The sequence below is a fragment of the Streptococcus mitis SK1080 genome (genome assembly GCF_000220085.1).
Taxonomy (GTDB): domain Bacteria; phylum Bacillota; class Bacilli; order Lactobacillales; family Streptococcaceae; genus Streptococcus; species Streptococcus mitis_K.
The window spans coordinates 65,055-91,433 of record NZ_AFQV01000018.1; the positions used below are offsets into that span (position 1 = coordinate 65,055).

The window sequence follows — 26,379 nt, forward strand, 5'->3', positions numbered from 1 at the left end:
AATACGATGTTTGGGACATGCCATCGCTAAAAAAAACCTTGATTTGGTATTTTTTAGCTCCCTCAAGGGAGCTTTTTGCGTGCTCTGAACATTCCCCATTTTGGAAGGAGTACTATGAAACGTCAATCTGCCTTGGTCGTCTTTAGTGGCGGTCAAGATTCTACAACCTGCCTCTTTTGGGCTAAAGAACACTATGAAACAGTCGAAGCCGTCACCTTTGCCTACGGCCAACGCCATCATCTCGAAATTCAAGTCGCTAGAGAAATCGCTAAGGAACAGGGTATCCATCACCATATCCTAGATATGTCTCTGCTGGGACAAATCACTGAAAATGCCCTAACCTCTGATCTGGAAATTGAGCAAAAAGAGGGAGAGGTGCCTAATACCTTTGTTGACGGTCGCAACCACCTCTTTCTATCCTTTGCGGCAGTCCTTGCTAAGCAACGAGGTATTAAAGATATCGTGACAGGTGTCTGCGAGACAGACTTCTCAGGCTACCCCGATTGTCGAGATGTCTTTGTCAAATCCCTTAATGTTACCCTCAACCTTGCCATGGATTACGACTTTGTTATCCAAACACCTCTCATGTGGCTAGACAAGGCTGAAACTTGGGAATTAGCCGACCAACTCGGTGCCTTTGACTATGTTCGTGAAAAGACCTTAACCTGCTACAACGGGATTATCGGAAGTGGCTGTGGAGATTGCCCAGCCTGCCACCTACGTCAGCATGGTCTAGATGTTTATCTCTCACAGAAAGGAGAGGCCTAATGTTTTTTGCACCCAAAGAAATCAAACAGGAAACTGGGGAGTCTCTTGTCTACAATCCTCACAGAACCTTGGTATCAAAAGAGTTTACCTTCGATGCTGCCCACCACCTCTTTCACTATGAGGGAAAATGTAAGTCCCTGCACGGCCACACCTATCATCTGCAGATTGCTGTCAGTGGATTTTTAGATGAACGTGGCATGGCCTACGATTTCGGAGACATCAAAGCCATCTATAAGAACTATTTAGAACCCCACTTGGATCATCGCTATCTAAACGAAACTCTTCCCTATATGAACACGACTGCTGAAAATATGGTTTACTGGATTTTTCAAACTATGAGTCAAGAGTTGCCAGACGAACGTGGTCTCCGTTTGGAATACGTTCGCCTCTATGAGACTCCGACTGCCTTTGCGGAGTTTAGACGGGAGTGGTTAGATGACTAGGGAACGTGTCCTCAAACTACCAGTTTTGGAAATTTTTGGGCCAACCTTTCAAGGCGAAGGCCGTGCTATCGGGCAGAAAACCATGTTTGTCCGCACTGCTGGTTGCGACTACCACTGCGACTGGTGCGATTCTGCCTTTACTTGGGATGGTTCTGAAAAGCCAACTCGTATGACAGCTGACGAGGTCATTGCCGCCTTGGATAAATTAGGAAACTACGACTATGTCACCCTATCTGGGGGAAATCCTGCTATCCTAGCAGCCAACATGGCTGAACTCGTCACTAAACTCAAGGAACGTGGTGTCACTCTGGCTGTTGAAACTCAAGGCTCCCGCTGGCAAAATTGGTTAAAAGACATCGACCAGGTCACTCTGAGTCCCAAACCTCCTTCATCCAAGATGGAAGTCAACTTTGAGACCTTGGACTTTATCGTTTCCCAACTTGATCCAGACAAGGTCACCTTTAAAATCCCTGTCTTTGACGATGCAGATTTAGCCTTTGCTAAAGGAATACAAGAACGCTACCAACCAGATGTCCTCTTCTTATCGGCTGGAAATCCTGAGCCCAAGGCCACAGGCAATATTATCCAAGACCAACTGGACCGCCTCAAAGAACTCTGGGAACGTATCGCTGCCGACGATAGCTGGGGCAATGTCCGCGTCCTTCCTCAACTGCATACCCTCCTCTACGATAACCAACGTGGTGTTTAAGATTAGAAAGAAAAAATCATGTCACAACAAGAAGAAATGAAAAACCTCAGCCTACTAGGCAACAAAGAAACCAACTACATTTTCGACTATCAACCAGAAGTCCTCGAATCCTTTGACAATCGTCATGTGGAAAATGACTATTTTATCAAATTTAACTGTCCTGAATTTACCTCACTGTGTCCAATCACTGCTCAGCCAGACTTTGCGACGATTTATATTTCCTACATTCCTGACAAGCTCTGTGTCGAGTCAAAATCCCTCAAACTCTACCTCTTTAGCTACCGAAATCATGGGGATTTCCACGAAAACTGTATCAACACCATCGGGAAAGACTTGGTCAAATTGCTAGACCCTCGCTATTTAGAAGTCTGGGGAAAATTTACACCTCGCGGTGGCATTTCAATTGACCCTTACTACAACTATGGTAAACCAGGAACTAAGTATGAAGGCTTGGCAGAACAACGCCTCTTCCAACACGACCTTTATCCAGAGAAAATTGACAACCGCTAAACTCATACGAAAAAGCCCTGTTCCTCAAAATGAGGAGCAAGGCTTTTTAAGTTTCAATTATTCTTCTGTTCCAAGGAAGTTTTTAGCAACAAGGGCTGCAAGAACTCCACCAACGATTGGCGCAAGGATGAAAATCCATACTTGTTGAAGAGCTGCGCCACCTACCAAGACAGCCGGTGCCAAGCTACGAGCTGGGTTTACTGAAAGTCCAGTAATGTTCAACCCCACAAGGATCATCGCCATCAATGACAATCCAATTACCAAACCAGCAATCGCGCCATTGCCCTTGTTTGCTGATGTCACAGTCATGATAACCAAGACAAACAAGAAAGTTGCGATGACTTCAAACAAGAAACCACCAAAGACAGTAACACCGTTTGCCAAGGCATTTTCACCAAGACTAGCAGTTGACATACCTGAGTTAGACAAGAGGAAGAATACCGCAGCTGACGCAAGGAAAGCTCCAACTACTTGTCCAAGAATGTAGTTTACAAGGTCTTTTGATGACAAACGTTTGTTCACAAACATAGCAATAGAAACAGCTGGGTTCAAATGAGCACCTGAAACAGTTCCGATTGAGTAGGCTGCAACCACGATGGCTAAACCAAAGGCAAAGGCGATTCCAAGGTGACCTCGGCCATCAAGACCATTTCCAAAAACAACAGCTCCTGTTCCGATGAACACAAGCATGAAAGTACCGATTAACTCAGCGACAAATTTTTTCATTTTCTTTCTCCTTTTTTCAAAAACTAGATACTAGTCTATCAAAAGAGGGAAAGGGTTTCAAGAAAATTGTTTGGAAATTGTTTGGAAATCATAGAACTATTAGCTAATCCCTAGTATTGAAAAGACTGGATAGCTTCTTTCAAGTCATCTTGTAAACTATTTCTCTGGTCAAGTTGGACATAGACTTCCAACAGACAGGATCTGAAGTTGGAAAATTTATAAAAATCTTCCCTTTCTTCTATCAGAAAGTCAACAGCTTTTATCCAAGAAGTCACTTGCTCTTGCTCCAACTTCCCTTGTAAAATCGGTTCATAAAGCACTCTGGCTAAACGCCAATCCTCATCATCTGTAAAACGAATCGAAATTCTTTTAAATAGTTGACCAAGTATGTCAAATACTTCATGAACTCTGGTTTTAGGAAAGTCTGGATGACAAACCACCTCTGTCAGTAAATCGGCTCCATGTGCAAAAGCATGAACCCAACCATACTGACTTGAAAAACCTGTTGTATCCTTTTCTTTTGAAAGATAATACAAACCTTGATTTAAAAGGATATTACGAATTCCTGCATTTAATTCCTGATAAAAAATCGATTGCTGGTTGGCATCCGCAGCCAAGAGATTTGCATAAATAAGCGCCCTAAAAGAACGTTCAAGGGTTGACAGGCCTACCTTATCAATCTCTTTATCTAACCCTCCATCAGATAAAATTTCCTCAGCAATGAAATAAAATTGTTCCTGTGTAAATAGCTCTTCCTGAATCCCTCTAGCAAAGCTTGTAAAAACAAGATCATCGCGAATTTCTGGAGAAGGATCTCCCAAATGATCAAGCAAATACTGTATTTCCTCCTGATGATAACTTGGTTTTTCTTCTGCTATTTTTCTTAGTAACTCTTGATACATGGTCAATACCTCTACATTTCTAGCAACTTGATATAATCTAGACCCCATTTCTCGACAGCATCTAAAACAACTCTGAATTCCTGCCCCATTTCGGTTAAGCTGTACTCAACTCGTGGTGGAACTTCAGCATAGACCTTTCGTTGAACAATCTTATCCTTTTCTAATTGACGGAGATGACGGGTCAAAATAGTTTGAGTAATCCCAGGCAATAATCTCTGCAATTCTTTAAATCGTTTGGTACCCGTACTCAACTGATAAATGATTACCAGTGCCCATTTCCCCGTTAAAACCCTCTGAGTTGTCGCAAATGGACAAATACCATACTCACTCACTTTATTTATCATAAAATATCTTCTTTCTATTTTTTTAAAAAAATTTATCTTTTAGTATCAATAAAAGTACCACTTTTGATACTAGCTATCAAAAAAGTATCTACTTGTTTTTTTGTTTGTAACTGTTACAATTATATCATAAAAAAGAAATGGAGAATAGATATGTCAACAAACTTAGAAATTTTCAACGCTTATAACCAAGCTTTAATTGCTGGTGACTTTCCTGGTGTCTTTGAAACGATGGCAGACGATATTGTCTGGCATCAACCTGGTACTCATAGTATATCTGGTTCAGTTGTTGGTAAGGATAAGCTAGGAACTCACCTGGCTACATTTGCTGAGAAAACTAATGGAACCTTTAAGGTGATAACAAATTGGGTTTCTGACAATAAGGATTTAATCGCAGCTAATGTTACTTTTCTTGGAACACGGGCTGATGGTACTGAACTCAATATGAACGGGATTGACCTCTTCCGTATTGAAGACGGAAAAATCAAAGAAGTTTGGCTCTTCTCTTCAGATCAAGCTGAAGAAGATAGCTTTTGGGGATAATTTAAGGGGCCAGGACAAAAAATTTTGATTTTAGGAATTCTTTATTATAAATTTTTAAAATCGATAGATTAGAAAAAAAGCGAACAAGACAGAATTCTGAGTTTCAGATAACTCGTTTTGTTCGCTTTTTATATTTAAGGTTAGACTTTTGTCCCAGACTCTTTTAATTTACTCTCCCAACTGGGCGCTGTAGGCGATGATCTGATCAACTGTATCTGATAAGAACTGGATGGTATCACGGAGTGGTTTGTCTGTTGAAATATCAGCACCGATAATCATAGCTGACTCAAGCGGTGTCTTGCTACCACCTGCTTTGAGGAGATTGAGCCAGTCTTCAGCTCCAGTTTCAGAATGTTTTAGATGAAGGTAACCTGCAGTCGAGATGACTAGTCCTGCTGAGTAAGTGTAGCTATACAAGCCCATGTAGTAGTGAGCTTGGCGCATCCAAGTCAAAGCCGCATCGTCGTCAATCTCAATGGCATCTCCCCAGAAATCCGTCAAAACTTCCTTCATAATACTGTTGAGCTTGCTTGCTCCAAAGGTCTCCCCTTCTTCAATCAATGTATACACCTTACGCTGGAAGGCTGCTTCCAAGAGGTGAGTAATGAAATTATGGAAGTAGGTATCTGTCAAGCGGTGAGCCAGAGCGAAGCGTTTTTGACGTGGGTCGTCAGATTGGTGCTCCAAGTAATCACTGAGGAGCAATTCATTGAAGGTTGACGGCGCTTCGACATAGTAGGTCGACATGTGAGCATTGAAGTAACTCTGATGATTGTCTGAAAAGATGAATTGACCAGAATGCCCGATTTCATGAATCAAGGTATAGACATCGCTCAAACGGCCTGTCCAGCTCATGAGGACATAAGGGTGCACGCGATATGGATCCGCCGCATAACCGCCGGAATCCTTGCCACTGTTAGCAGCAAAGTCCACCCAGCGCTCTTCTTGATAGCGAGCAACTTCCTGACAATATTCTTGCCCCAAAGGTTCTACTGACTTCATGACCAAATCATAGGCGTCGTCAATGGTCACTTGAGGATTCAGGGCGCTGTCCAAATCTAATTTCCAGTCTGCAAAGGTCATCTTTTCAAGACCATTGACCTTGGCAACATGCTTGAGGTATCTCTGAGCTACCGGCGCAAAATCCTTCATGATGAGGTCAATCTGGCGGTCAAACATGGCACGGTCCACTTCTTGCTCAGCTAGAAGATAATCAAATACTGAGTCGTAGCCCTTCATATCAGCCAAGAGTTTTTCAGATTTGACCTGGGCTAGATAGGCTGCTGCAGCCGTATTTTGGTGCTTACGAAGTCCTTCTGAGAAGGAACGGAAAGATTTCTCACGAACTCAGCATCCTCGTGATTTTGGTAGAAATTCTCATAGGTGACAAAACTGTTTTTGTAGGTCTTGCCATGAGCTTCAAAGTCAGCCATTTCAAAATCTCCAGCTCGCATCTTAGTGTAAATATCCTGCGGACTGTAGAAAACTTCACCAAGATTGGTCAAGGCTTTTTCCACATCAGCCCCTAGATAGTGGGCTTTTTTGATTTTGGCCTGACGAATAGCTGCCGTCAAGTGAGGCAATTCCCCCAAACGGTCCAAGACTTCCTCATCAGCTTCCACCAAGGCATCGTCAAAGAAGGTCAAGGCTACACTGGCATCTGTTTCGAATTCCATCCCAGCTTGGGCAATGTTGGCAAATTCGTCATTGCTATAGTCTGTCGTCTGTGGCATAAAGCCATAGTTACCAATATGGCTCATCTGAATGTAGATTTGTTCCAATTCCGCAAAGGCCTTTTCAAAATCCTCAAAAGTATGAAGATTACCCTTGTAATCACGGCTAAACTGGTTGATGTCTTCGCGAACTTTCTCGATTGCACGCAAGAAATCCTCACGGTCTTGGTATAGGGCTGTTAAATCCCAAAGTTCCTTCTCTGGAAATTCTGAACGGTGTTTTTGTTCCATTTTCTTCCTCTTATTTCTCTAATTCTAATAAAACACTAAGGGCTGATAAGGCGTAAAGTGGTGCTGTTTCTGCTCGCAAGATACGAGGGCCAAGTCCTGCCAAGACTGCTCCCTTAGCTTCAAAACTCTCAATTTCTGCAGGTGACAGACCACCTTCTGGACCAAAGATAAAGAGCAGTTTGGCTCCTTTTTCAAGACCAGCGACTGCTTGTAAAAGCGCAGCGGCTTCTCCTTCTTTGGCCGACTCTTCATATGCCACTACGACGCGGTCAAATTGGTCCAATTGAGCTAGAAAGTCTGCTTTTTTCTCGAAAAGTGTGACACTCGGTACTAGATTACGCTTGCTTTGCTCTGCTGCTCCAAGGGCAATTTTTTCTAGTTTTTCAACCTTTTTGCCCAATTTTTTGCCATCCCATTTGGCGACCGACCAATCGGCAGGAAAGGCCCAAATTTGGCTGGCTCCGAGCTCGGTTACTTTTTGAGTAATGAACTCCAGCTTGTCCCCCTTGGGAAATCCAGATGCAATGGTCACTTGAACGGGCAGTTCCACATTGTCATCTAGTTCTTCTACCAATTCAAACTGACGAGCTTCCACATCCAGCACACGCGCCAAGCGCTTAATTCCATCATCAAAGACCAAAGTAACCTCATCATCTTCTTTCAAGCGCATAACCTGAAACATATGCTTGCTGGTTTCCTTGTCCTCGATGATGACTGGCGAGGTAGCATTACCCTTTACAAAATACTGCTGCATGCTAGCCTCCAATCACACCGGAAATATCCTTGGTTTTCTTAAAGACACAGGCATTCCATTCCCCTTGAATCATGTGGGTTTCAAGGAAAAATCCAGCTGACTCAGCCGACTCGCGCACCATGTCCCACTTGTCCTTGATAATGCCACTCATGATGAGGTAGCCTTCATCCTTGACCAAGCGATAAGCATCATCCGTCAGATGAACGAGGATATCCGCCAAGATATTAGCTACAATCACATCTGCCTCAATCTCAACACCCTTAAGCAAGTCTCCTGCTTCTACATGGATGTTTTCCATACCAGGGTTTAGCTCAATATTTTCCTGAGCAACTCGAACTGCTACATCATCCAGGTCGTAGGCGAAAATTTCCTTAGCACCAAGCAGCGAGCTGGCAATAGAAAGGACACCTGATCCAGTCCCCACATCTAACACTGTTTCCCCACCACGAAGAACCTGCTCCAAGGCAAAGAGGCTCATCTTAGTGGTTGGATGGGTACCCGTACCAAAAGCCATACCAGGATCCAGCTTGATAATCTTTTCCCCAGCAGTCGCCTCATAGTCTGTCCAAGACGGCACGATAGTCAAATCATGAGTGATACGAGCTGGCTCATAGTATTTCTTCCAGTTGTCTGCCCAATCTTCCTCAGCCAAAGCAGTTGTCCCCATCTTGACCTCACCCAAATCCATAAAATCTGCCAATTCTGCTAAGCGAGCCTGCAAGTCTGCCTCAACCACTTCCACATCTACCGTTTCAGGGTAGTAGGCTGTCACTACGATTTCCTCCTGTTGCTCAACCTCTGGGAAAATCTCGCCGAAGCGGTCAACATTTCCCACATAGTCCATGCTGTCTTCAATCGCAACGCCTTGCGCTCCCAGCTCAATCAAGAGATTGGAAACCAATTCCTCCCCCTCACGCTTCACTGTAACTTTTAACTCTTGCCATGTTTCCATATTATATTTTAAAATTACTCCTCTATTAGTTCAAAAATAGTTTTACCAATAACAACAATAACATTCTCTCTTATTTTCTTCTTTAGTTGTAACTCGATATCAATACTATCTATAAATTTATCTTCTACCTTCTTGTACATACTGCGTACTCTCAGTGGGTTACCTGCATCAAAATCAGGGACATAGTTATAAATTATAATAGGAACAGTACTATCTACTGAACGTTCAGCAATTTGTTGCCACAGATATTTATCTGTTTTTCCTAAGGAAACTCCATAAAGAATTATAATATCTGAGTTTTTTATAATATCACTATTTTTAATGTGCATATTTTCTCTAAAACTTTTTAAACTCAAAGTTTTTATAAGAGCTTCTTTCTCTTCTTCAGTAAAGTTTTTTGCAATTTGTGTTTCATCACTAACTCCTAAAACAGTACAAATATCTAGAGTCCCATGTGCATGAATTGGAGCATTAATATAAAAGAAAAAATTATTATTTCTTAATTTATTAAGAAATTTTACTTCTGATAACTCGTATAGTCTATCAATAACATTTGTATAGTTAAGAGTCAATATATTTACAGTATCATGTTGCTGTGAATTATCGTTATATTTTTTATCAATAACAGATTGGTTAACTGCAGGAAGTTCATTTCTTAAATTATTTAAAGTCATTTCAAAATCAATTTTATACTTTTTATAATCGATTTTATTCTGTTCTTGCTTTAAATAATTTCTTAAATCATCAATAACATCTGAAAAATCACTAATAAACTTATTTCTTTCGTCTTCACTATAAAAGGTTATGACATTATTTATTGTTAATTGGCCTATTGAAAATTCAAAGTCTGACCAATTTTCATAATTATTTACTTTATCAGAGAATAGAGACTCATAAATTAAATTTGAATATCCCTCATTCTTCTTTTTATTTGTATAAATTTTATTTTGATATTCATAGAAATCCTTGTATTTTGTTTTTAAACCATATTGCAAATCTAAACCATTTCCAACAATATATGTAATATTCATATCTTTGCCCTTTTGTATTCCTAAGATCTAAAATAAGGATAAAGTATCCACTATTCAAATTCAATTTCTTCATTTAAACTATTGAAGAGGTCTACTTGAGCTTCTACTTTCAATCTATTAACTAGCCAGCCGCGTAATTCAGCTTGCTGAATAAAATCTTCAATACGATTAACCCCATTTAATTCTTTTAATGTAACTACTACACCAAAACGTACTCCTTGCCCATCACCGCGTTTCAAACGTTCGATTGTTTTAATGCTCATTCCCCACTGAGGATTAGATGGATTTAAAATTGCTTTAGCTCTCTTTCGAGAAGTAAACGATTCTCCAATATGCTTGACATTATCCCATTTCCTAAATATATTTCTAGCAGCGTTTTCTCTCACATAGCCTGGGGTATCTTCGGCATGCTGGTTGTCTTTATTTATCGATTCGATACCGTCTGACTTTAACCTACCAAAAGTAAGCTGCATCTCAGTATTTGTATAATCAACCCCTTGATTTCTTGAGCAGTTAGGGAAATAACACATTGTTGCCTTAGCTACATATGGATAACTCTCACTAGAAATAGGTACTGGAAAATCATAATTATAGGTATCATAAGCCTTAGAGATATCTGACACAATAAATTTAATTTCATCATCAGGTGTAGATAAAATATCATCAATTTTTATCGGAACAATACCATTTCCTATCAAAGATAAATCAGTGAATGTTTTCTTATCATTCCAGGGTATTGCTGCATCAATTAGCAAAGCCTTTGCTTCTTCTCGGCTAAGTCCCATAATATGAATGAGATAGGCCATTTTCCTTGCAATTAAAGGGGCCGCAAAACTTGTTCCAGCTACACGACCTAATCCTAGAGGTTCACAAACATTTATAAAGTCACCATTTCCTCCTCCATAATATGACACATCTGGTTTAACAAAGAATGATAAAACAATCCCCTCGCGTGAATATGACACCGATTGATTATTAAAATCAACAGAATTTACTATTATAGAATTAAGTGAATCAGCAGGAGCACCTATTCTTTTACGTTTCCCATTTATTACAGAAGCATTTGTTCCAGCTATGATAAAAATTACATCATTCTCAAATTGAATTTCATCTAATAATGCTCCCTCTGCAGAGATAAAATTTTCTCTAATTTCATCATTGGACCCTAAAGAAAGATTCCAAACCTTAATATCAGAATTCTGAGAAACAATCTCTCTAATTTGTTTTATAATAGTAAATGAATTGAAGCCACTTTGTAGTGATACACCAAAATGTCTTACCCTAAAATGTCCGCAACCATCATCTAAATTAGGATTCAAACTAGCCCCATCAACTATAAGAGAAGTAACAGCTGTTCCATGTTTATAGTCCTGACTATCTTTTCTAATGTCATTTGAAATCAAATCGTAATACTCAACCCACTCATTAAAGTATACGCTCTTATCAAATAAGGTATCAATGACACCGATAACTGGTTCATTAACTGGAGATGGAAGATTTATTTTAAAATCAATATTATTTAAATAAAAATCATCCAGAGATAATTTAGAAAAATCTTCAACAATCATGGAGACAAGATAGGGAGCTTTTGATAATAACAATTCAATATTTTTTCCATCAAGTAATACAGTTGTATTATTCATGACATTTGTCTCTGAAATATCAATATTGAGTTTATTAAGTAACATGAGAATATCTGTACGAACATCATAAAATGTCACAATAGAATTTTGAACATCTGAATCTCTAGCATATTCAACGCCAAATTTCTCAATAAAGCAAGAATCCCTCAAATACTGTTGAAATTTAGATTTTGAAATACCGTATTCCGCGAACTTTATGGAGGCAAATATTGATGAGTTAGAGAACATCTCATATGTCATCTTTCCATCGAAATTTTCTTCAAAAACTTCGATAATCTTACTAAGAGTTATAATTGTCTTACTAAGTACATCGCCAGAGATATAATGAGTAATAATATGCTTTGTCTTTTCATCATTAAATTTTGCTCCTACAATGGTATCATTTGGAATTTGGTACCCTCCTCCTACATTGAGATACCCGTTAATACGATTACTTTTAGCAACAATTCGATTATAGTAAACACTGATCAAAATACCATCTATAATGTTATTTTTTTCCCAATATTTTTTCGTTTCCTCTAGTGCAGAATGAAGATACTTCAAATGTTCCAATGTAATTATTGCTTTTTTGGGTATAGTTATTGGTCCCATACCATTATTTCTTGATTTTTGTGTAAAACTTTTTCCACGTAATGTCAATAATGTATTCATACTAACCCTCGCTTAATTCCCGTGATACGCTGCTTTTAGAAACACCTGTTAAAATCTCAATTTCTCGAACTGTAAAGCCTAATTTTGATAATTTAGAAATAGATAAATTTTTTCCATTATGAAAACTTCTTAATAGACGTTTTTGATAATCGTGTGGATCTTTTGGATCACTAAATGCCAATGATGTCCGTATCATATTTCTTAAATCACCTGGATTTGGAATTGTATTAGAACTATATATAATTTTTTTAAATAATTTCAAATCTCTTGCTACATTTTTAAATTGTTTCAATAAATCGGTTAAAATAACTATTGCAACCTCTACCTTATCATCATCCGAATAACGATCAAAATCTATAATAGCATCAAACCGCCTTGTAACTGCTTTATCTAGATTATCAAATAAATTTGTAGTTGCAATCAATATGATTTCAGGTGATAGTCTATCTATCTCTTTTAAAAAGGCAGAGGTTACTCGTCCCATTTCTCTTAAATCATTTTGATTCACCCGATCTAATACTATAGAGTCAATTTCATCAAATAGTATAATATAATTTTGTTTGAAAGGGAGGTTATTGATTTCATTAAAAAGGACTGCTAAATTTTTGACTGTTTGGCCCAACTTACTATCGACTAAATAACTAAAATCCACGACTAGTAATTCTTTACCAATAAGTCTAGCAACCTGCTTCACACTTTCAGTTTTTCCAGTACCTGGCGATCCCACAAATAAAAATTTATTTATTCCGATATGATGATTTACCGCATTTATTATCCCTTTCAAATCATTCATGATTGAAAGAGGCAGTGGGAGAGGACCAACATCTAGCTTAGATGGAACCAAATACTGACTACTGTTTTCTACTTGTGGTAATAATCTATCACTTTGAGACATTAAACCCATAATATATTGTGCCAATTGTGCATCGCCTTGTTTATCAAAACTTCTAGCGATTGCTGTACATTGATTTCTAAATTCTATCTCCTTACACTCATAGTGGTACTTTATTAAATCAAGAACATCAGATTTTTTCATGATTCAATCCTCCTTTTACAAAATCATACCACATTTCTGGGACAAAATCAATTTATTTGGGACAAAAACATCTCTTTCGAGATGTTTTTTTAGCCGATGGAAAAAAGAAGGAAAATCAAATAGAGAAATTGCTTCTCTACTTGGAAAAGCTCCTCAAACTATCCATACTGAAATCAAGCGTGAGACAGTCCGACAATGTCTTGGAAAAGGGCGCTTCAAAGCGGTTTATTCTGCCGGCTATGCTCAACAGTCTTATGAAAATAATCGCAAGCGCTCGGTCAAGAAATCAAGATTGAACAAGGAGCTGAAGGAAAAGATTCTCCACTATCATAACCAAAAGTTTTCGTCTGAAATGATGGTCAAGGCTAAGGGCGTTAACGTGGGAATTTCTACCATCTACTACTGGATCCATCATGGAAAATTAGGATTGTCAAAACAGGATCTGCTTTATCCTAGAAAAGGAAAAGCGGTTAAGAAACAGGCTAGCATCAACTTTAAACCTGCTGGTCAATCCATCGAACAGCGTCCTGAAGCTATCAATCTTCGCTTGGAGAATGGGTATTATGAGATTGATACGGTTCTGCTTACAAGAGCGAAAAACTATTGTTTACTGGTCTTAACTGTAGGCATCAGATTATCCGATTGATTCCAAATAAAAGCGCTGAGTCGGTCAATCAGGCTTTAAAACTCATCTTAAAACAACATCAAATTCTTTCCATCACAGCAGATAATGGTACAGAATTTAACCGCTTGTCTGATGTATTTTCTGAGGAGTACATCTATTATGCGCACCCCTATGCCTCTTGGGAAAGGGGAACTAATGAGAATCACAACAGGCTCATTCGTAGATGGTTACCTAAGAGAACTAAGAAAACGACTCCCAAAGAAGTCGCATTCATCGAAAATTGGATTAATAACTATTCTAAAAAATGCTTGAACTACAAATCACCCAGAGAATTTATTCTTCATGGCTAACTTGAACTTGAAATTTGGCAAAATTTACTGAATTTACATATGTTGCCCAATTAAGTCATTTAGTTGACTGATACATAAAAATTTAGTTTCTTTTGATGAAAAAATTTTACTTAAACGACTTTCCATCACCTTTGATAAGTGTACATGCTTATTTTTTAATTTTTGTTTTGCATTCATATAGTCTTTTGCATATATAGAATGAGTAGCTATCTTTTTTGTATCTATGACAACAACCTTTGTCTTATCTTTTTGGCACAGTGTTTAGGGCGGGTTCAGTTTAGAAATTTAACTGAACCATCCTTTCTAATCACTTACTTTTAAATAATCTTTTAATCTCTCTTGCAACTGAGGCACAACTTGACTGGATGTCAAAAATTCCTCAATGTTAATCAGTTTATAGGCTTGCCCTTCATCTCCAAATACAATCTGGTCAAACTGTTCTTGCGTTAACTTGCCGACTAGAAATACAGATTGTTTATCCGCAAAAAGCATACTTGGATAAACCTCACTCCAAAGCAGACAATCCTCAGTCAGATGAATTCCCAGTTCTTCATAAACTTCACGCGCCACGCACTCAAACGGACTTTCATCCCCCTCTCGTCCACCGCCTGGAAGTTCCCACATATTGGGCCAGGGAATGCTTGCCTTATCATCGCGTAAGATAGTCAGAAGCTTATCACCACAAAAGAGGGCAATCTTGCAGCCTGTATAATCAGAAATTTCTATTCCCATATTAGACTCCTTCGGCTAATGCCTTTTCCAGCTCTGCTAACCAGTTTTCATAATAGCGTTTCTCGTCCCGTAGCATTCGGCTGCTATTCATTTTCTGTCTAGCAATCTTCATAGCCTTGCGAGTTTGAGCCATGTCGTTCCTTACCTTAAATTGATACCAGGCTTGAATGCTCTGCACATCTGCCATTTTTAGAGATAAAAAGGATTTAACGCTTCGAATACTTGCATATTCCTCCGCTTTCTCATCATCACCTTCTAGCAAGGCGATTTGAAGAAGGCATAGTTGGCAAAAAGTTTCAGACAGCGAGTGTTCTGTTCTCTCTAGTAAAGATTGAAATAGCTTTTTAGCTGTCTCTAAATGACCATCCAATATGAAAACCACTCCCTCAAGAGTTTGAATACTTTCTGCAAAACTCCCTCTCGCATCCTCATCAACAGGCATGATAAAGTCTTTCAAATCATATCCTTGAGGAGCTAGCAGGGTCTGGGCAGAATGCCTCAACACCATGTAGGCGTATTTGGTATTTTCAGGGTGTTGTCGCAATTCCCATATTTTTGCTCCATCGGTGATGCCGACTGGCAAAGTGTTGTTTAGAAAGAAAGACAAATTAAGAAAAATCCAAGTACCAGCAAAATACCAGCTTTTTGTCAAAAATCCAAACAATATCGCCAATAATATCAAGCTGAGATGAACCAGCAAACCTCCTGAAAGCATCAGAATGATTCTTTGATCACTTTCGTCCTCTTTTAATCCAATATACTGAGCACCAACATTTTTCAGAACGGCTGTTCGACTAAGATGAAACCTGCCTGACTTTTTGGTCAAAAGAAAATGTCCTAATCCAAAAGCCACCAGCCGATAGCCTGTCAAGTAACCACAAAAAGCATGACCCAGCTCATGAAGAATAAAGATTAAATACATGCTTAGAAGAGCAAAGGCATAACCAAAAATAAAGGCTAAAACTGCGGAATACCCCAACTCTGCAAATGCGATAGTGCCACAAGCAAAAGCTAGCATAATAAAGGCAAAAGCTAACACATAAACCAAATACGTCCCAAATTTTTTCATACTACCTTCTCCAAACTCCTAGTATCTCGGATAAGGATAAAATTCTCCCTCTTCCAAGCCAACTTTTCCTTCTTCAAAGACTTCTTGGTTCCATTCCATGACAAATTCTTCTGCTTCTGGGTCTTCCAAAAAGTCCATGAGGGCATCTAGTCCAACCTCGGCAGTATCTTTGAGGAATAGCGCAAAATAAGCTAAAAATTCACGAGAAAAACCTTTTTTAGGTAGGTAAGGAATAACCGTCAAATAGTCTTCCTCATTGACTGTTGATTTGGCAGGATTGTAAAAAAGCACTGCTTCCTCAAAGAGAATGTCATCTGACGAAACCTCTCCGTCTTCATCTACCATCTCCACACCTGCAGCGTTTTGCGCTTCCAATAGAAAACTCACTTCAACCGCGTGGTTACGCTTGTCCCAACTAATCTCAAAGTCAAAGGGAAAATTCTTCTCCAACTCTTCCTCTAAAACATCTAAAAATCCGTATGTTGCCATTTTGTCCTCTTTCTATGCGACTCTTTAATCGCCCCGATTGCTCGGAAATATGCTAAAATAGATACTACCATCTTACCACATATACATCAGAAAATCCACGTTAGAAAGGACTGCTATGCCAGACAATCTCGCACTTCGCATGCGCCCTAAAACCATCGATCAGGTCATCGGTCAGGAACATCTGGTCGGACAAGGAAAAATCATCCGTCGCATGGTGGAAGCCAACCGCCTGTCCTCCATGATTCTATATGGACCTCCTGGAATCGGCAAGACCAGTATTGCTTCAGCCATCGCTGGGACTACTAAGTATGCCTTTCGAACTTTCAATGCGACAGTTGATAGTAAAAAGCGACTGCAAGAAATTGCGGAAGAGGCTAAATTTTCAGGTGGACTTGTACTACTCCTTGACGAGATTCATAGACTAGATAAAACCAAGCAAGACTTCCTCTTGCCTCTCTTGGAAAGTGGACTGGTCATCATGATTGGCGCTACAACTGAAAATCCTTTCTTCTCTGTCACTCCTGCCATTCGCAGTCGCGTTCAAATTTTTGAGTTGGAACCTCTGTCTAACCAAGAAGTCAAAGAGGCTCTACAGATAGCTCTAAGTAACCCTGAGCGTGGTTTTGATTTTCCAGTAGAACTAGATGAGGATGCGCTGGACTTCATCGCAACCTCTACAAACGGAGACCTGCGCTCTGCCTTTAACTCACTGGATTTGGCTGTTCTTTCTACCCCTGAGAATGATAAGGGCATTCGCCATATCACTCTAGACATCATGGAAAATAGTCTTCAGAGAAGCTACATCACTATGGATAAGGATGGAGATGGCCACTATGATGTTCTCTCAGCCCTGCAAAAGTCTATCCGTGGCTCAGATGTGGATGCCAGTCTCCACTATGCTGCCCGCTTGATTGAGGCTGGTGATTTGCCAAGTCTCGCTCGTCGCTTGACTGTTATCGCCTATGAAGATATCGGCTTAGCCAATCCTGAAGCCCAGGTTCACACCGTAACTGCTCTGGATGCTGCCCAAAAGATTGGTTTTCCCGAAGCTCGCATCCTCATTGCCAACGTCGTGATTGATTTGGCTCTTTCTCCAAAATCCAACTCAGCCTATGTAGCTATGGATAAGGCACTTGCTGACCTCAAAACATCAGGGCACTTGCCTATTCCGCGGCACCTGCGTGATGGGCACTACAGTGGAAGCAAGGAACTGGGGAATGCCCAAGACTATCTCTATCCACACAACTATCCTGGAAATTGGGTCAAGCAAGACTATCTACCAGAAAAAATCCGCAATCATCACTATTTCCAAGCAGAAGATACTGGTAAATATGAACGGGCTTTGGCTCAAAGAAAGGAAGCTATCGACCGTTTGCGAAAAATCTGAAATCCTTTTCAAAAAATTGCACTTACCTCTTGATTTTTTTTGAAAAAGTGGTATTATATAAACATAGAAACGCTGTGGTGTACGACTTCACACTTAAGTGTTGACCGACTATTTTTTGTATTATTAGGGAAACAAAAGTCTTCTAACAGCATGTAGGCCGTCTCACACGGAAACAGCTTCAGTTAGAGCGAGTTGCCCACCTGCTTAATTGCGCGGGTTCAATACAAACCGTGAAGTTTCGGCACCAATACAGCTTTTTTCTTTGCCTCCTTAGCTCAGCTGGCAGAGCAGCGGACTCTTAATCCGTGGGTCACAGGTTCGATCCCTGTAGGGGGCATCTAAATACAACAGGAAAAGCCTTGATTTACAAGGCTTTTTTGCTTGTCTATAACTGATTTACCCCATCATTTGTCCCACATTTTAAATCTATCTTTTCTTTTTGAATCAAATTACATCTTTACAAATAGTGTAAAGCCAGTTACTTTTGCTTTGATGCCATACAATATTTTCATGTAGAGAAGACAAATTTTATCTTCTCTTTTTATTTTCAAAATAATAAAAACTGATTTTCTTTTCATAAATCAGACTGAAACTTCCAAATTTTCCATTTTGTTTATTGACATTTCCTCTAAAAAGGTGTATAATATTTTTTTATCAAACTATACTATACTATATAGGGGGTATTGAAATGAAATTTTCTAATCGTTTACTGCTATTCCTTGCAGGAGTTGTTTTTGTCCTTTTAGGACTTTTCCTATTTACAAACCCAGTAGCTAATCTTGTTGTTTACAGCTGGTGGATTGCATTTGGTTTACTGGTTGCTTCTATAGCAGCTATTTTAGGCTATTTCTCTGTACCAAAAGTGCTTCGCTCACCAGCTCATCTTTTCCAAGGGATTGTTAATCTTCTCTTAGCTCTTTACCTCGTTGCCTATGGCTTTGTGACGCTGCCAGTTGTCATTCCAACTATTTTAGGAATTTGGTTAATTGTAGAAGCCATTATAGCTTTCTTTAAAGGCAATCGTCTGGGATTGATTTTCCCTATTATTGGCAACCATATCATGTGGATAGCGTTGCTTGCATTTTTACTAGGTCTAGTGATTTTGTTCAATCCAGTAGCTACAAGTGTCTTTGTCGTTTATGTCGTTGCCTTTGCATTTTTAATTGTTGGTTTCACCTATATCCTTGATGCCTTTCGTAAATAATCTAGCTGCCATTTTGGGCATATTAAAATAGCTGGGAAGTTACATTCTCAGCTTTTTATTTGCCTTCTTAGATCAGTTGGTAGAGCAGTAGACTCTTAATCTATGGGTCGCAGGTTCGAGCCCTGCAGGGGGCACATCTAAATCAACAGAAATAAGCCTTGAAACCAAGGCTTTTTTTAACGTCTAATAGCTTTTTGTAGAAAAGTATTTAAAAATAAAAGAGAAGAGAATCTCTCACTCTCTTCTCAGTATATCTTATTAAATTTAGTTTTTCTTAATCTAGCTGATTTTCCTTTGCAACGACAAATTCCTTAACCAATCGATAGATAACAGCAAATATCGGTGTAAAGAATATCATCCCAAGTAAGCCAAAGAGATTGCCTCCAATACTAGCAGCCGCAAGCGTGAAAATAGCTGGCAAACCAATAGACTGACCTACAACTCTAGGATAAATAAGGTTTCCTTCAATCAGTTGTATGATTTGATATAGAAGAAGAGAAAGTAAGGCTTGAGTAGGACTCACTGTGAAGATAAAAATCGCTCCCACAACACAAGCAATCATAGGCCCTACATAAGGAATGAACGATAGCACTCCTGCAAAGATACCTGTCATTACTCCATAGGGTATCCCAAACACGCTGTAACCAACCGCTATCATAACTCCTATGATAACTGCTTCAATCAGCTGACTCATCAAAAATTGGTCATAAGTCTCTAGTGCTACTTGTCCAATGTAAGTCAACTTTATCACCACCTTCTCTGGAAGAAAAACTTTTAGAAGTCGACTCGTCATCGCTGCCAAATGTTCCTTACTGGATAAAAATAAAAAGGTGAAGACTATAATCAAAAAGGCATTCATCAAACTTGAAAAAATATTGCCGATATTACTAGTCAGACCTGATAAAAAACCTATCAAAGCTTGGCTAATAGAACTAGATTGTCCCTGTATGCCTGATACGATAGTTGACAACATGTCTTTGGTTACAAATTCCGAGCTGCCTAGCAATTTCCCAAGTTGAGTAAGGACTGTTGAAAGGACTGTTCCCAGCTGACTAATAGTCTGGGCTAGGGTTGGCAGCACCAAAACCAAAAGAGCAATCACGATTAAGATAAGAGCTAGGAAAACAAGTACCATGGCAATCGGACGACGCAACTCTGCCTTTACCTTCAATTTAACTAAGTACTGTTCAATTTTTTTCATAGGAACATTAAGCACAAAAGCAATAACAGCACCATAAATCAAGGTTGATATTACATCAAAGAGAGAGATTGCTCCTGATATAAAGCTCGATGCATTCAGAATTACAAGAGCAACCAGCCCTATAAAAAGTATTAACGGGGTGTATTTTTTTACTAAGTTCATAAATTCTCCTTAATAAACATGTTTAGATACGACTATACTATTTGGTTTTTCAAACTCTCGATTAAGGTAGGCTTGGTAAGTTCCTGGAGCGATAAATCCTTTGGGTGAGAGGATATCGGTGCCAGCCTGACCGACTATGGTATCAGCCAAGAGCACACAGTTTGTAGATAAGACAAAGTAGGATTTAAACTTAGATTTGATAAATTTATAAAGTTCCCCATCTGTCTCATGTCTGATTTTATAAGCGTAGGTGTAGTCTTCCTTACCATCACCTGTCATGATTTTATCTGCACTTGGCTCCCATGGAATCGTCAGTTGTTTCAATTCAGCCAACTTTTTCTGAACTGCTTTTTCCATTTCAGGCGTCAAATCTATCCCATAACCAAAAAGCGTTTTTTGACTCTCACGTTTACATAGGTCAATGTACTTGTCACGATCACAGAAATATAAGACACCATCTCCTACCATGCCAAATAAGGTCTCAGAAGACGGATCATAGTTGCCATAAGAAATAACACGGCCTTGATAGCAGATATCCACATGACCAATTGCCGAAAACAGAGAGGTCTCAGCTGTATGAACAAAAATTTCAAGCTCCGCTGTCTTACCAGACTTCACCATTCCAAGATGGATATCCTCTCTCTCATCAGCATTTTCCAGCATAAATTTGTTAACTTTTGCTAAAGTTCTTGCAGGGATGAGAGCGGCTAGGACAATAGGTAAGCTAATTCTAATACGACGTTTGAGATGGTTTTTCCCAATTTCCTCCTCAAACAAGAAACCATCACGGATATTGGACACACCATAAAGGAAAAAATAAGCCCCTAATACAAAGAGTTGAAAGACAGAATTTCCTGTAGAGGACAAAAGACTAGTCCCACCAAGAAAAACTAGTACGAGTCCATCTAGTAAGAGACGAAAACGAGGTCGAATTTTGTTTTTGCGGTAGAGAACATAGGTGACAAGGTTAATACTAGCATGAAAAATCTGATAAACTCCAATCACAAGAGCCAAAATATAAATCGGCACATCCGTCGCAAGATTGGAGCCAAGCAAATATCCCAGCACTAACAATTTAACCAGTGCAACTCCCAAGGTGTCCGTTGACTGACTTTTTTTGAAAATACGTAATACTAAATCTAAGACCGTTGCTATCCAAGCTAAAAACAGAACCAGTCGAATAACCTTTACTGGCAACCAAGTCCCCGTGACCATCAAGATGAGACCTAGCAGAACAAACAAGAACCCCTGAGCAAGTAATTTCTTACCTGTCAGACCTAAAGATAGAATTTTCGCCATATAAAAACCTTTCAACAATAAAAATTAAACACTCCGATTAAACTGACTAGTAAATAGCCAACACTACAAACAGCCTGTGCCAGCAACATATGGTGACTAGAAATGACTGTAGTAATGTCACCATCTTGTCTTATGCACTTCTAAAATTTGTTATATTGATTAGAAACCAGAGCTTATAAAAACTAGCTAAACTCGAGAGATAGACACAATTGCGACGAAAAAATGTATAACCAATTCAACTTGTTAAGGTAAGAAAGCATTATTTCCAATCTATTAATTATTCATCTATTACCTATTATGACACAATATTCCCTATAGTTCAACTTTTTACTTATTTTTATATTACACGGACTAAAAAGTTTTCAACAGTTGATTGCATTTGTTTTAATAAGTTTTAACCTTTCTTGGTTAGATAAAAAAAGAACCATACAGTTTAGAATCTGTATGGTTTTTGCCCCACTTTTGTCCCATTTTTAAATCATGACATTGAAAATACCTAAAATCACTTATATTTCAATATTTTTAATTGCTCTCAATATGAAAGTCCTTTCCAAATCCCTGTAGGGGGCATCTAAATACAACAGGAAAAAGCCTTGATTTACTAGGCTTTTTTGCTTGTCTATAACTGATTTGCCCCACTTTTGTCCCATTTTTAAATCATGACATTGAAAATACCTAAAATCACTTATATTTCAATATTTTTAATTGCTCTCAATATGAAAGTCCTTTCCAAATCCCTGTAGGGGCATCTAAATACAACAGGAAAAAGCCTTGATTTACAAGGCTTTTTTGTGTATCTGTTCTACTTTTGGTCAACTAATGGATATCAACGGTATAATTTTATGAACACCCTTCCCAGACAGCTCTAATCTGATTGCACTCAAAATTTTTTAAAATTTAAAACAAAAGACTTGCTTTTCTTTTAATTTATGATATACTTGTTCTTGCGCCTGATACAAGTTTATTAAGAGAGGGATTCAGATGGATACAAAATTCTCAGTTGCTTTGCATATCTTAACAATGATTAGTGAAAGCAAGGAAACCTTAAGTTCTCAAGCACTAGCTATTAGTGTTGGGACTAACGCTAGTTACATTCGAAAGGTGATTGCCTTATTGAAAAATGCAGATTTGATTCATTCACATCAAGGAAAAACAGGCTATCAACTCAGTAAGTCTCCAAAGAAAATGACTTTACTAGAGATCTACTATGCTACTCAAGAAATCAATCACATTAGTTTATTCCCTGTTCATCAAAATAGTAATCCCGATTGTCCCGTTGGAAAACATATCCAAGGAGCAGTTTCACCGCTTTTCGCTAGTGCCGAATCTCAATTAGAGAAGGAATTAGCAAATCAAACTTTAGAAGATGTCATTGACAATCTATATAAACAAGCTAAACAAGTCCGAAACTGATTTGATAACAAGTCAGTTTTTACTAGAAACAACATATACTTGTATTAGATACAAGTATATAGTTATATAAAAAAAGAAAAGAGAAATCACATGAAAGCCGCACAACACACTACTTATAACAAAAAGAATATCACACTAAACATCACAGAAATCGCTAAGCCAAGTATTACAGACAAACAAGTCTTGGTGAAAGTATCCGCAGCTGGGGTTAATCCTCTCGATAACATGATCTCTCGTGGTGAGGTCAAGATAATTGTTCCATACAAACTTCCTCAAACTGCAGGTAATGAGGTCGTTGGAATCGTTGAAAGCATTGGCAAGAAAGTTAACAACTTTCAGGTAGGAGACCGTGTCTTTGGTCGTCTGCCACTTGATCAGATCGGCGCCTTTGCAGAATACGTAGCTGTTGATAGCCAAGCCTTAGCCAAGGTTCCAGACTATCTATCAGACGAGGAAGCCGCTGCTATTCCTCTTACTGCCTTGACCATTATGCAGGCTCTTGACCTCATGGGCGCTCAAGCTGGGAAAACAATCTTTATTTCTGGTGGTACTGGAGGAGTTGGTGGAATGGCCATTCCGATTGCCAAGGCCAAAGGATTGAAAGTCATCACCAATGGAGCTGTAGATAGTGCTGAGCGTGTATTGAACCTCGGAGCAGATAGATTTATCGATTACAAAACAGAGGATTATACAAAAACTGTTAGCCAGGTTGATTATGTCCTAGATACTCTCGGTGGAGCTGAAACTGAAAAACAAATGTCTATCATAAAAAAAGGTGGTCATCTTGTTTCACTTCGTGCCATGCCAAACGGTGCCTTTGCCAAACGCATGAATCTACCAAAATGGAAACAGATTATTCTTGGCTTAGCAGGTCGCAAATTTGATAAGATGGCGGAAAAATATGGCGTCCACTACCATTTTATCTTTGTAGAAAGCAATGGTGCTCAATTACAAGAGGTAGCTGACCTCTTTAGCAAATTAGAAATCAAACCCTCTATCGATACAGTTTATCCATTTGAAGAGGTAAATAGCGCATTAGACAAAGTCGCTAATGGTCGCTCACGTGGAAAAACAGTCCTCAGCTTTAAGAAATAAAAAAGGAGAATATTATGTCGTATATTACTACAAAAAGTCAATTCGTCACTTGGCAATAAATAAGTGATCCGTAAGAGGTCTAACCAAACGTCAGCAAGGCTTGTCTTGCCTAGCCCACTATGTCATCGAGATTAAAAGTAATGAGGACCTCTTCGTCATTGACTAGCATACAAATGAATGTATCTAGGATCTCTGCTAATGATAGATATGAAATTTTTTAATATTCAAAAAGACTCCACCTATCTAAAGGGAATCTACCCTGGACATGGATGGAGTCTTCTTTCACTCACTAGTCTAGTCGAATAAACATCATGGCATTCAACAAGGATATGAGAGCGACAGTATTGACATTATTGGAATAGATGAGTCTCTTATTTTCAATCGGAGGAATAATAAAATTAGAAATGATGATATCATAAGGCGATTCTTCTAAAGACTCCTTTGATAATTCTAATTCAGTCCAAACTTCAAGTTCAAAGTTGTTGCTGCAATAATAAGAAAGTGTCTCTGCAACGGATTTTGCATGATACTGATCAAAATTACTCATAACCAGAACCTTCAGCTTTGGCTGATTTTGTAGTAGATTAAGCACCAAATGTTTGGTATGAGTGATGAAGGTATAAGATAGATGATTTACCATCATTGAACTAGAACAAACTTCAAGAGTCTCTAAATAATGAGAAAGCTCTTTTTTTACATCTGAAACAAATTTAGGGAAAATATTTTGAAAATTCCTGATTGTATTCCCTTTTTGATCAAATAAAATAAACTCAGTGGACAACTCTTGACGATACAGATGTGCCGTATTATGTAGATGCCAAATCAGATTATCCTTATTCTCAATCTCAATCTGATACTTGGCTGAAATCTGATCAATAAAATCACTCAATAGATGGTAAGATTTTTCAACATAGCTATCCTTTTTTACGCATTTTATAAAGAGACTTTCATCTATGAAAAACATTTTTTGAAAGTAAGACACAAATAATTGGCAAACAACTTCTTCATCTAAATAGATATTGTATTCTGATTCAAAACTCTGAGCAACACCTTCTATTCCTTCTGCCTGCATTAAAAAATCCAAACTTTGATCGTTAAAAGAGTCTTTATCTACTTCCGTGAAATGACCAAACTTTATTCTATATAGGTTCGTAACTAGGAGCAACTTTAGCATTCTATGAGTTGACAAATTCATTGGAAAGCTTGTTTCCTTATAAACCAATTCTAACAATTGAGATAGGGGCTCTGATGAAAAATTTTCAAATGGCCATTCTAGGAAATAATATTTTTCTGAAAAATATTGTGCAAAAAAGTAACGAATATCTCTCTCATTTCCAATGATTTGAACAGGGGTCAGACTGATTTCAAATTGAAATTGCCTTTTAATCACTTTATTGATTTGGCTAATAATACGATAGAGCGAAGATGAACTGATATAAAATTCTTTACAAATACTCTCAGCTTGACAACCTTCATTAAAGAAGATAAATTCTAAAATCGAAAAATGAGTTGAATGCTTAAAGAAATGATGGTAAACCATTTCAATATCGCTATCATCGGTATTAATAATGCGTATACCATTAGTAGAAGAATGAAAAATCAAGTCAGGAAAAGCAGATTTAACATGGGATAGATCATCTTTGACTGCACGTTCTGTACAATTTAGTAACTCTGCTAGTTCAGAACGATGAAACCATCGTTTATGTTCAAATAATAATTCTAATAATTCTAATTGCCTATGACTTTTTTTAGATAATAAATCTCTCATGAATGTCTTTCTCTCTTTATAAATTATCGGATTAAACCTCTTGCAATTATACCACAAAGAATAGGTATAACATGCTGTAACGACTTTTACTAAGATCCTTTATTTCGTATAATAACACTACGGAGGCAATATATAAACAATTTTCTTATTTTACCGTCTATTGAGGGCGTGAATACAGAATCAAATTCAAGTCGAAAGATTATATTTTTAATTTTAAAAATTATATAATAGCAACAATCAAAGAATTTGATTTTTTTATATTAAAATTATATAATAATCAAAATAATTGATTATTTTATATTAAAATTATACAATAGTAATAATCAAAGGAATTGATTTATTTTTTGATATTAAAATAAAAAAGGAGGGTAAGCAATATTGTGGTCAATCATTGCTGGAGGTCTTATTGGACTTGTAGCAGGTAGAATCACTAAAAAAGGTATTTCTATGGGAATCGTCGCAAATGTATTCGCTGGTTTAGTCGGGTCATCTGTAGGACAATCCCTTTTAGGTAGTTGGGGCCCATCCATCGCTGGAATGGCTTTGATCCCATCTATTGCAGGAGCAGCAATTGTTGTTACTGTAGTATCATTCTTTACAGGTAAAAAATAA

The 26,379-nt window shown here is 38.3% G+C and carries 24 protein-coding genes, 2 tRNA genes and 2 pseudogenes; 13 read left to right on the top strand and 15 right to left on the bottom strand.

Annotated features, from left to right (window positions below; translation table 11 throughout):
- Nucleotides 1-114: 114 nt before the first annotated feature.
- The 4 genes from queC to queF are packed head-to-tail and all read left to right on the top strand — an operon-like array spanning nucleotide 115 to nucleotide 2,430.
- Nucleotides 115-768 carry a 7-cyano-7-deazaguanine synthase QueC gene (gene queC / locus HMPREF9957_RS07150; RefSeq protein WP_000828765.1) on the top strand — a complete coding sequence of 218 codons (654 nt, stop codon included), beginning with the start codon at nucleotides 115-117 and terminating at the stop codon, nucleotides 766-768.
- Nucleotides 768-1,211: a 6-carboxytetrahydropterin synthase QueD gene (queD, locus tag HMPREF9957_RS07155; RefSeq protein WP_000464568.1), complete on the top strand. Its 444-nt coding sequence runs from the start codon at nucleotides 768-770 to the stop codon at nucleotides 1,209-1,211. Before queC ends, queD begins: the two co-directional genes overlap by 1 nt.
- Nucleotides 1,204-1,920, top strand: a complete 717-nt coding sequence (gene queE / locus HMPREF9957_RS07160; RefSeq protein WP_000196452.1) for a 7-carboxy-7-deazaguanine synthase QueE — start codon at nucleotides 1,204-1,206, stop codon at nucleotides 1,918-1,920. The genes queD and queE overlap by 8 nt, the downstream gene beginning before the upstream one ends.
- Nucleotides 1,921-1,938: 18 nt before the next feature.
- Nucleotides 1,939-2,430, top strand: coding sequence for a preQ(1) synthase (queF, locus tag HMPREF9957_RS07165; RefSeq protein WP_000082578.1), 492 nt, complete (start codon nucleotides 1,939-1,941; stop codon nucleotides 2,428-2,430).
- Between the two features lie 57 nt (nucleotides 2,431-2,487).
- On the opposite strand, the gene HMPREF9957_RS07170 is transcribed toward queF, so the two are convergent.
- From HMPREF9957_RS07170 to HMPREF9957_RS07180, 3 genes are all read right to left on the bottom strand, one after another.
- Nucleotides 2,488-3,156 carry an MIP/aquaporin family protein gene (locus HMPREF9957_RS07170; protein WP_000714815.1) on the bottom strand — a complete coding sequence of 223 codons (669 nt, stop codon included), beginning with the start codon at nucleotides 3,154-3,156 and terminating at the stop codon, nucleotides 2,488-2,490.
- A gap of 110 nt (nucleotides 3,157-3,266) precedes the next feature.
- Nucleotides 3,267-4,058, bottom strand: a complete 792-nt coding sequence (locus tag HMPREF9957_RS07175; protein ID WP_000284154.1) for a DUF2785 domain-containing protein — start codon at nucleotides 4,056-4,058, stop codon at nucleotides 3,267-3,269.
- A gap of 11 nt (nucleotides 4,059-4,069) precedes the next feature.
- Entirely contained in the window at nucleotides 4,070-4,402 is a 333-nt protein-coding gene (locus tag HMPREF9957_RS07180) for a winged helix-turn-helix transcriptional regulator (protein ID WP_000608986.1), read from the bottom strand.
- Nucleotides 4,403-4,552: 150 nt separating this feature from the next.
- Between HMPREF9957_RS07180 and HMPREF9957_RS07185 the strand changes: the two genes are divergently transcribed.
- On the top strand, nucleotides 4,553-4,942 hold the full coding sequence (locus HMPREF9957_RS07185) for a nuclear transport factor 2 family protein (protein WP_000106201.1): 390 nt from the start codon (nucleotides 4,553-4,555) through the stop codon (nucleotides 4,940-4,942).
- Nucleotides 4,943-5,110: 168 nt separating this feature from the next.
- Here the strand turns inward: HMPREF9957_RS07185 and pepF are convergent.
- The 6 genes and pseudogenes from pepF to HMPREF9957_RS07215 all read right to left on the bottom strand — a co-directional run bounded on the left by pepF (nucleotide 5,111) and on the right by HMPREF9957_RS07215 (nucleotide 12,973).
- Nucleotides 5,111-6,906, bottom strand: a pseudogene (gene pepF, locus HMPREF9957_RS07190) (oligoendopeptidase F).
- Nucleotides 6,907-6,916: 10 nt separating this feature from the next.
- Nucleotides 6,917-7,660 carry a 16S rRNA (uracil(1498)-N(3))-methyltransferase gene (locus tag HMPREF9957_RS07195; RefSeq protein WP_001188173.1) on the bottom strand — a complete coding sequence of 248 codons (744 nt, stop codon included), beginning with the start codon at nucleotides 7,658-7,660 and terminating at the stop codon, nucleotides 6,917-6,919.
- 1 nt (nucleotide 7,661) lies between these two features.
- On the bottom strand, nucleotides 7,662-8,612 hold the full coding sequence (gene prmA, locus HMPREF9957_RS07200) for a 50S ribosomal protein L11 methyltransferase (protein ID WP_000451171.1): 951 nt from the start codon (nucleotides 8,610-8,612) through the stop codon (nucleotides 7,662-7,664).
- A gap of 14 nt (nucleotides 8,613-8,626) precedes the next feature.
- Entirely contained in the window at nucleotides 8,627-9,643 is a 1,017-nt protein-coding gene (locus tag HMPREF9957_RS07205; RefSeq protein ID WP_001028049.1) for an AbiH family protein, read from the bottom strand.
- 50 nt (nucleotides 9,644-9,693) lie between these two features.
- Complete coding sequence (locus tag HMPREF9957_RS07210; RefSeq protein WP_000529015.1) at nucleotides 9,694-11,877, bottom strand: S8 family peptidase; 2,184 nt, start codon at nucleotides 11,875-11,877, stop codon at nucleotides 9,694-9,696.
- A gap of 61 nt (nucleotides 11,878-11,938) precedes the next feature.
- On the bottom strand, nucleotides 11,939-12,973 hold the full coding sequence (locus tag HMPREF9957_RS07215; protein ID WP_000747914.1) for an ATP-binding protein: 1,035 nt from the start codon (nucleotides 12,971-12,973) through the stop codon (nucleotides 11,939-11,941).
- 46 nt (nucleotides 12,974-13,019) lie between these two features.
- On the opposite strand from HMPREF9957_RS07215, the pseudogene HMPREF9957_RS12275 reads away from it, so the two are divergent.
- Nucleotides 13,020-13,948 (top strand): annotated as a pseudogene (locus tag HMPREF9957_RS12275) (IS30 family transposase).
- A 303-nt stretch (nucleotides 13,949-14,251) separates the two neighbouring features.
- Here the strand turns inward: HMPREF9957_RS12275 and HMPREF9957_RS07230 are convergent.
- From HMPREF9957_RS07230 to HMPREF9957_RS07240, 3 genes are read right to left on the bottom strand one after another with little or no spacing between them, the layout of a single operon-like run.
- The gene (locus HMPREF9957_RS07230; protein WP_000510651.1) at nucleotides 14,252-14,680 is read right to left on the bottom strand and encodes an NUDIX hydrolase; all 429 of its coding nucleotides are present in this window, start codon (nucleotides 14,678-14,680) and stop codon (nucleotides 14,252-14,254) included.
- A gap of 1 nt (nucleotide 14,681) precedes the next feature.
- On the bottom strand, nucleotides 14,682-15,749 hold the full coding sequence (locus HMPREF9957_RS07235; RefSeq protein WP_000713402.1) for a site-2 protease family protein: 1,068 nt from the start codon (nucleotides 15,747-15,749) through the stop codon (nucleotides 14,682-14,684).
- An 18-nt stretch (nucleotides 15,750-15,767) separates the two neighbouring features.
- The gene (locus HMPREF9957_RS07240; protein ID WP_000257122.1) at nucleotides 15,768-16,238 is read right to left on the bottom strand and encodes a DUF3013 family protein; all 471 of its coding nucleotides are present in this window, start codon (nucleotides 16,236-16,238) and stop codon (nucleotides 15,768-15,770) included.
- A gap of 115 nt (nucleotides 16,239-16,353) precedes the next feature.
- Here HMPREF9957_RS07240 and HMPREF9957_RS07245 point away from each other — a divergent pair, with 115 nt between their 5' ends.
- The 4 genes from HMPREF9957_RS07245 to HMPREF9957_RS07260 all read left to right on the top strand — a co-directional run bounded on the left by HMPREF9957_RS07245 (nucleotide 16,354) and on the right by HMPREF9957_RS07260 (nucleotide 18,963).
- Nucleotides 16,354-17,625 carry a replication-associated recombination protein A gene (locus tag HMPREF9957_RS07245; RefSeq protein ID WP_001113234.1) on the top strand — a complete coding sequence of 424 codons (1,272 nt, stop codon included), beginning with the start codon at nucleotides 16,354-16,356 and terminating at the stop codon, nucleotides 17,623-17,625.
- 264 nt (nucleotides 17,626-17,889) lie between these two features.
- Nucleotides 17,890-17,962: transfer RNA gene (locus HMPREF9957_RS07250), tRNA-Lys, on the top strand.
- Between the two features lie 351 nt (nucleotides 17,963-18,313).
- The gene (locus tag HMPREF9957_RS07255; protein ID WP_000672742.1) at nucleotides 18,314-18,829 is read left to right on the top strand and encodes a DUF308 domain-containing protein; all 516 of its coding nucleotides are present in this window, start codon (nucleotides 18,314-18,316) and stop codon (nucleotides 18,827-18,829) included.
- A 61-nt stretch (nucleotides 18,830-18,890) separates the two neighbouring features.
- Nucleotides 18,891-18,963: transfer RNA gene (locus HMPREF9957_RS07260), tRNA-Lys, on the top strand.
- A 140-nt stretch (nucleotides 18,964-19,103) separates the two neighbouring features.
- Here the strand turns inward: HMPREF9957_RS07260 and HMPREF9957_RS07265 are convergent.
- Nucleotides 19,104-20,192 carry an AI-2E family transporter gene (locus HMPREF9957_RS07265; RefSeq protein WP_001055017.1) on the bottom strand — a complete coding sequence of 363 codons (1,089 nt, stop codon included), beginning with the start codon at nucleotides 20,190-20,192 and terminating at the stop codon, nucleotides 19,104-19,106.
- 9 nt (nucleotides 20,193-20,201) lie between these two features.
- On the bottom strand, nucleotides 20,202-21,491 hold the full coding sequence (locus tag HMPREF9957_RS07270) for a membrane protein (protein WP_001062784.1): 1,290 nt from the start codon (nucleotides 21,489-21,491) through the stop codon (nucleotides 20,202-20,204).
- A gap of 981 nt (nucleotides 21,492-22,472) precedes the next feature.
- Between HMPREF9957_RS07270 and HMPREF9957_RS07275 the strand changes: the two genes are divergently transcribed.
- Together HMPREF9957_RS07275 and HMPREF9957_RS07280 are read left to right on the top strand one after the other, a co-directional pair.
- Nucleotides 22,473-22,904: an Rrf2 family transcriptional regulator gene (locus HMPREF9957_RS07275; protein ID WP_000379852.1), complete on the top strand. Its 432-nt coding sequence runs from the start codon at nucleotides 22,473-22,475 to the stop codon at nucleotides 22,902-22,904.
- Between the two features lie 90 nt (nucleotides 22,905-22,994).
- The gene (locus tag HMPREF9957_RS07280) at nucleotides 22,995-23,999 is read left to right on the top strand and encodes an NADP-dependent oxidoreductase (RefSeq protein WP_000642296.1); all 1,005 of its coding nucleotides are present in this window, start codon (nucleotides 22,995-22,997) and stop codon (nucleotides 23,997-23,999) included.
- A gap of 289 nt (nucleotides 24,000-24,288) precedes the next feature.
- Here HMPREF9957_RS07280 and mgaSpn read toward each other — a convergent pair whose 3' ends face one another.
- Entirely contained in the window at nucleotides 24,289-25,767 is a 1,479-nt protein-coding gene (gene mgaSpn / locus HMPREF9957_RS07285) for a virulence factor transcriptional regulator MgaSpn (protein WP_001205271.1), read from the bottom strand.
- 375 nt (nucleotides 25,768-26,142) lie between these two features.
- Between mgaSpn and HMPREF9957_RS07290 the strand changes: the two genes are divergently transcribed.
- Nucleotides 26,143-26,379 (top strand): GlsB/YeaQ/YmgE family stress response membrane protein, encoded by a 237-nt coding sequence (locus HMPREF9957_RS07290; protein WP_025170701.1) that lies wholly within the window; start codon nucleotides 26,143-26,145, stop codon nucleotides 26,377-26,379.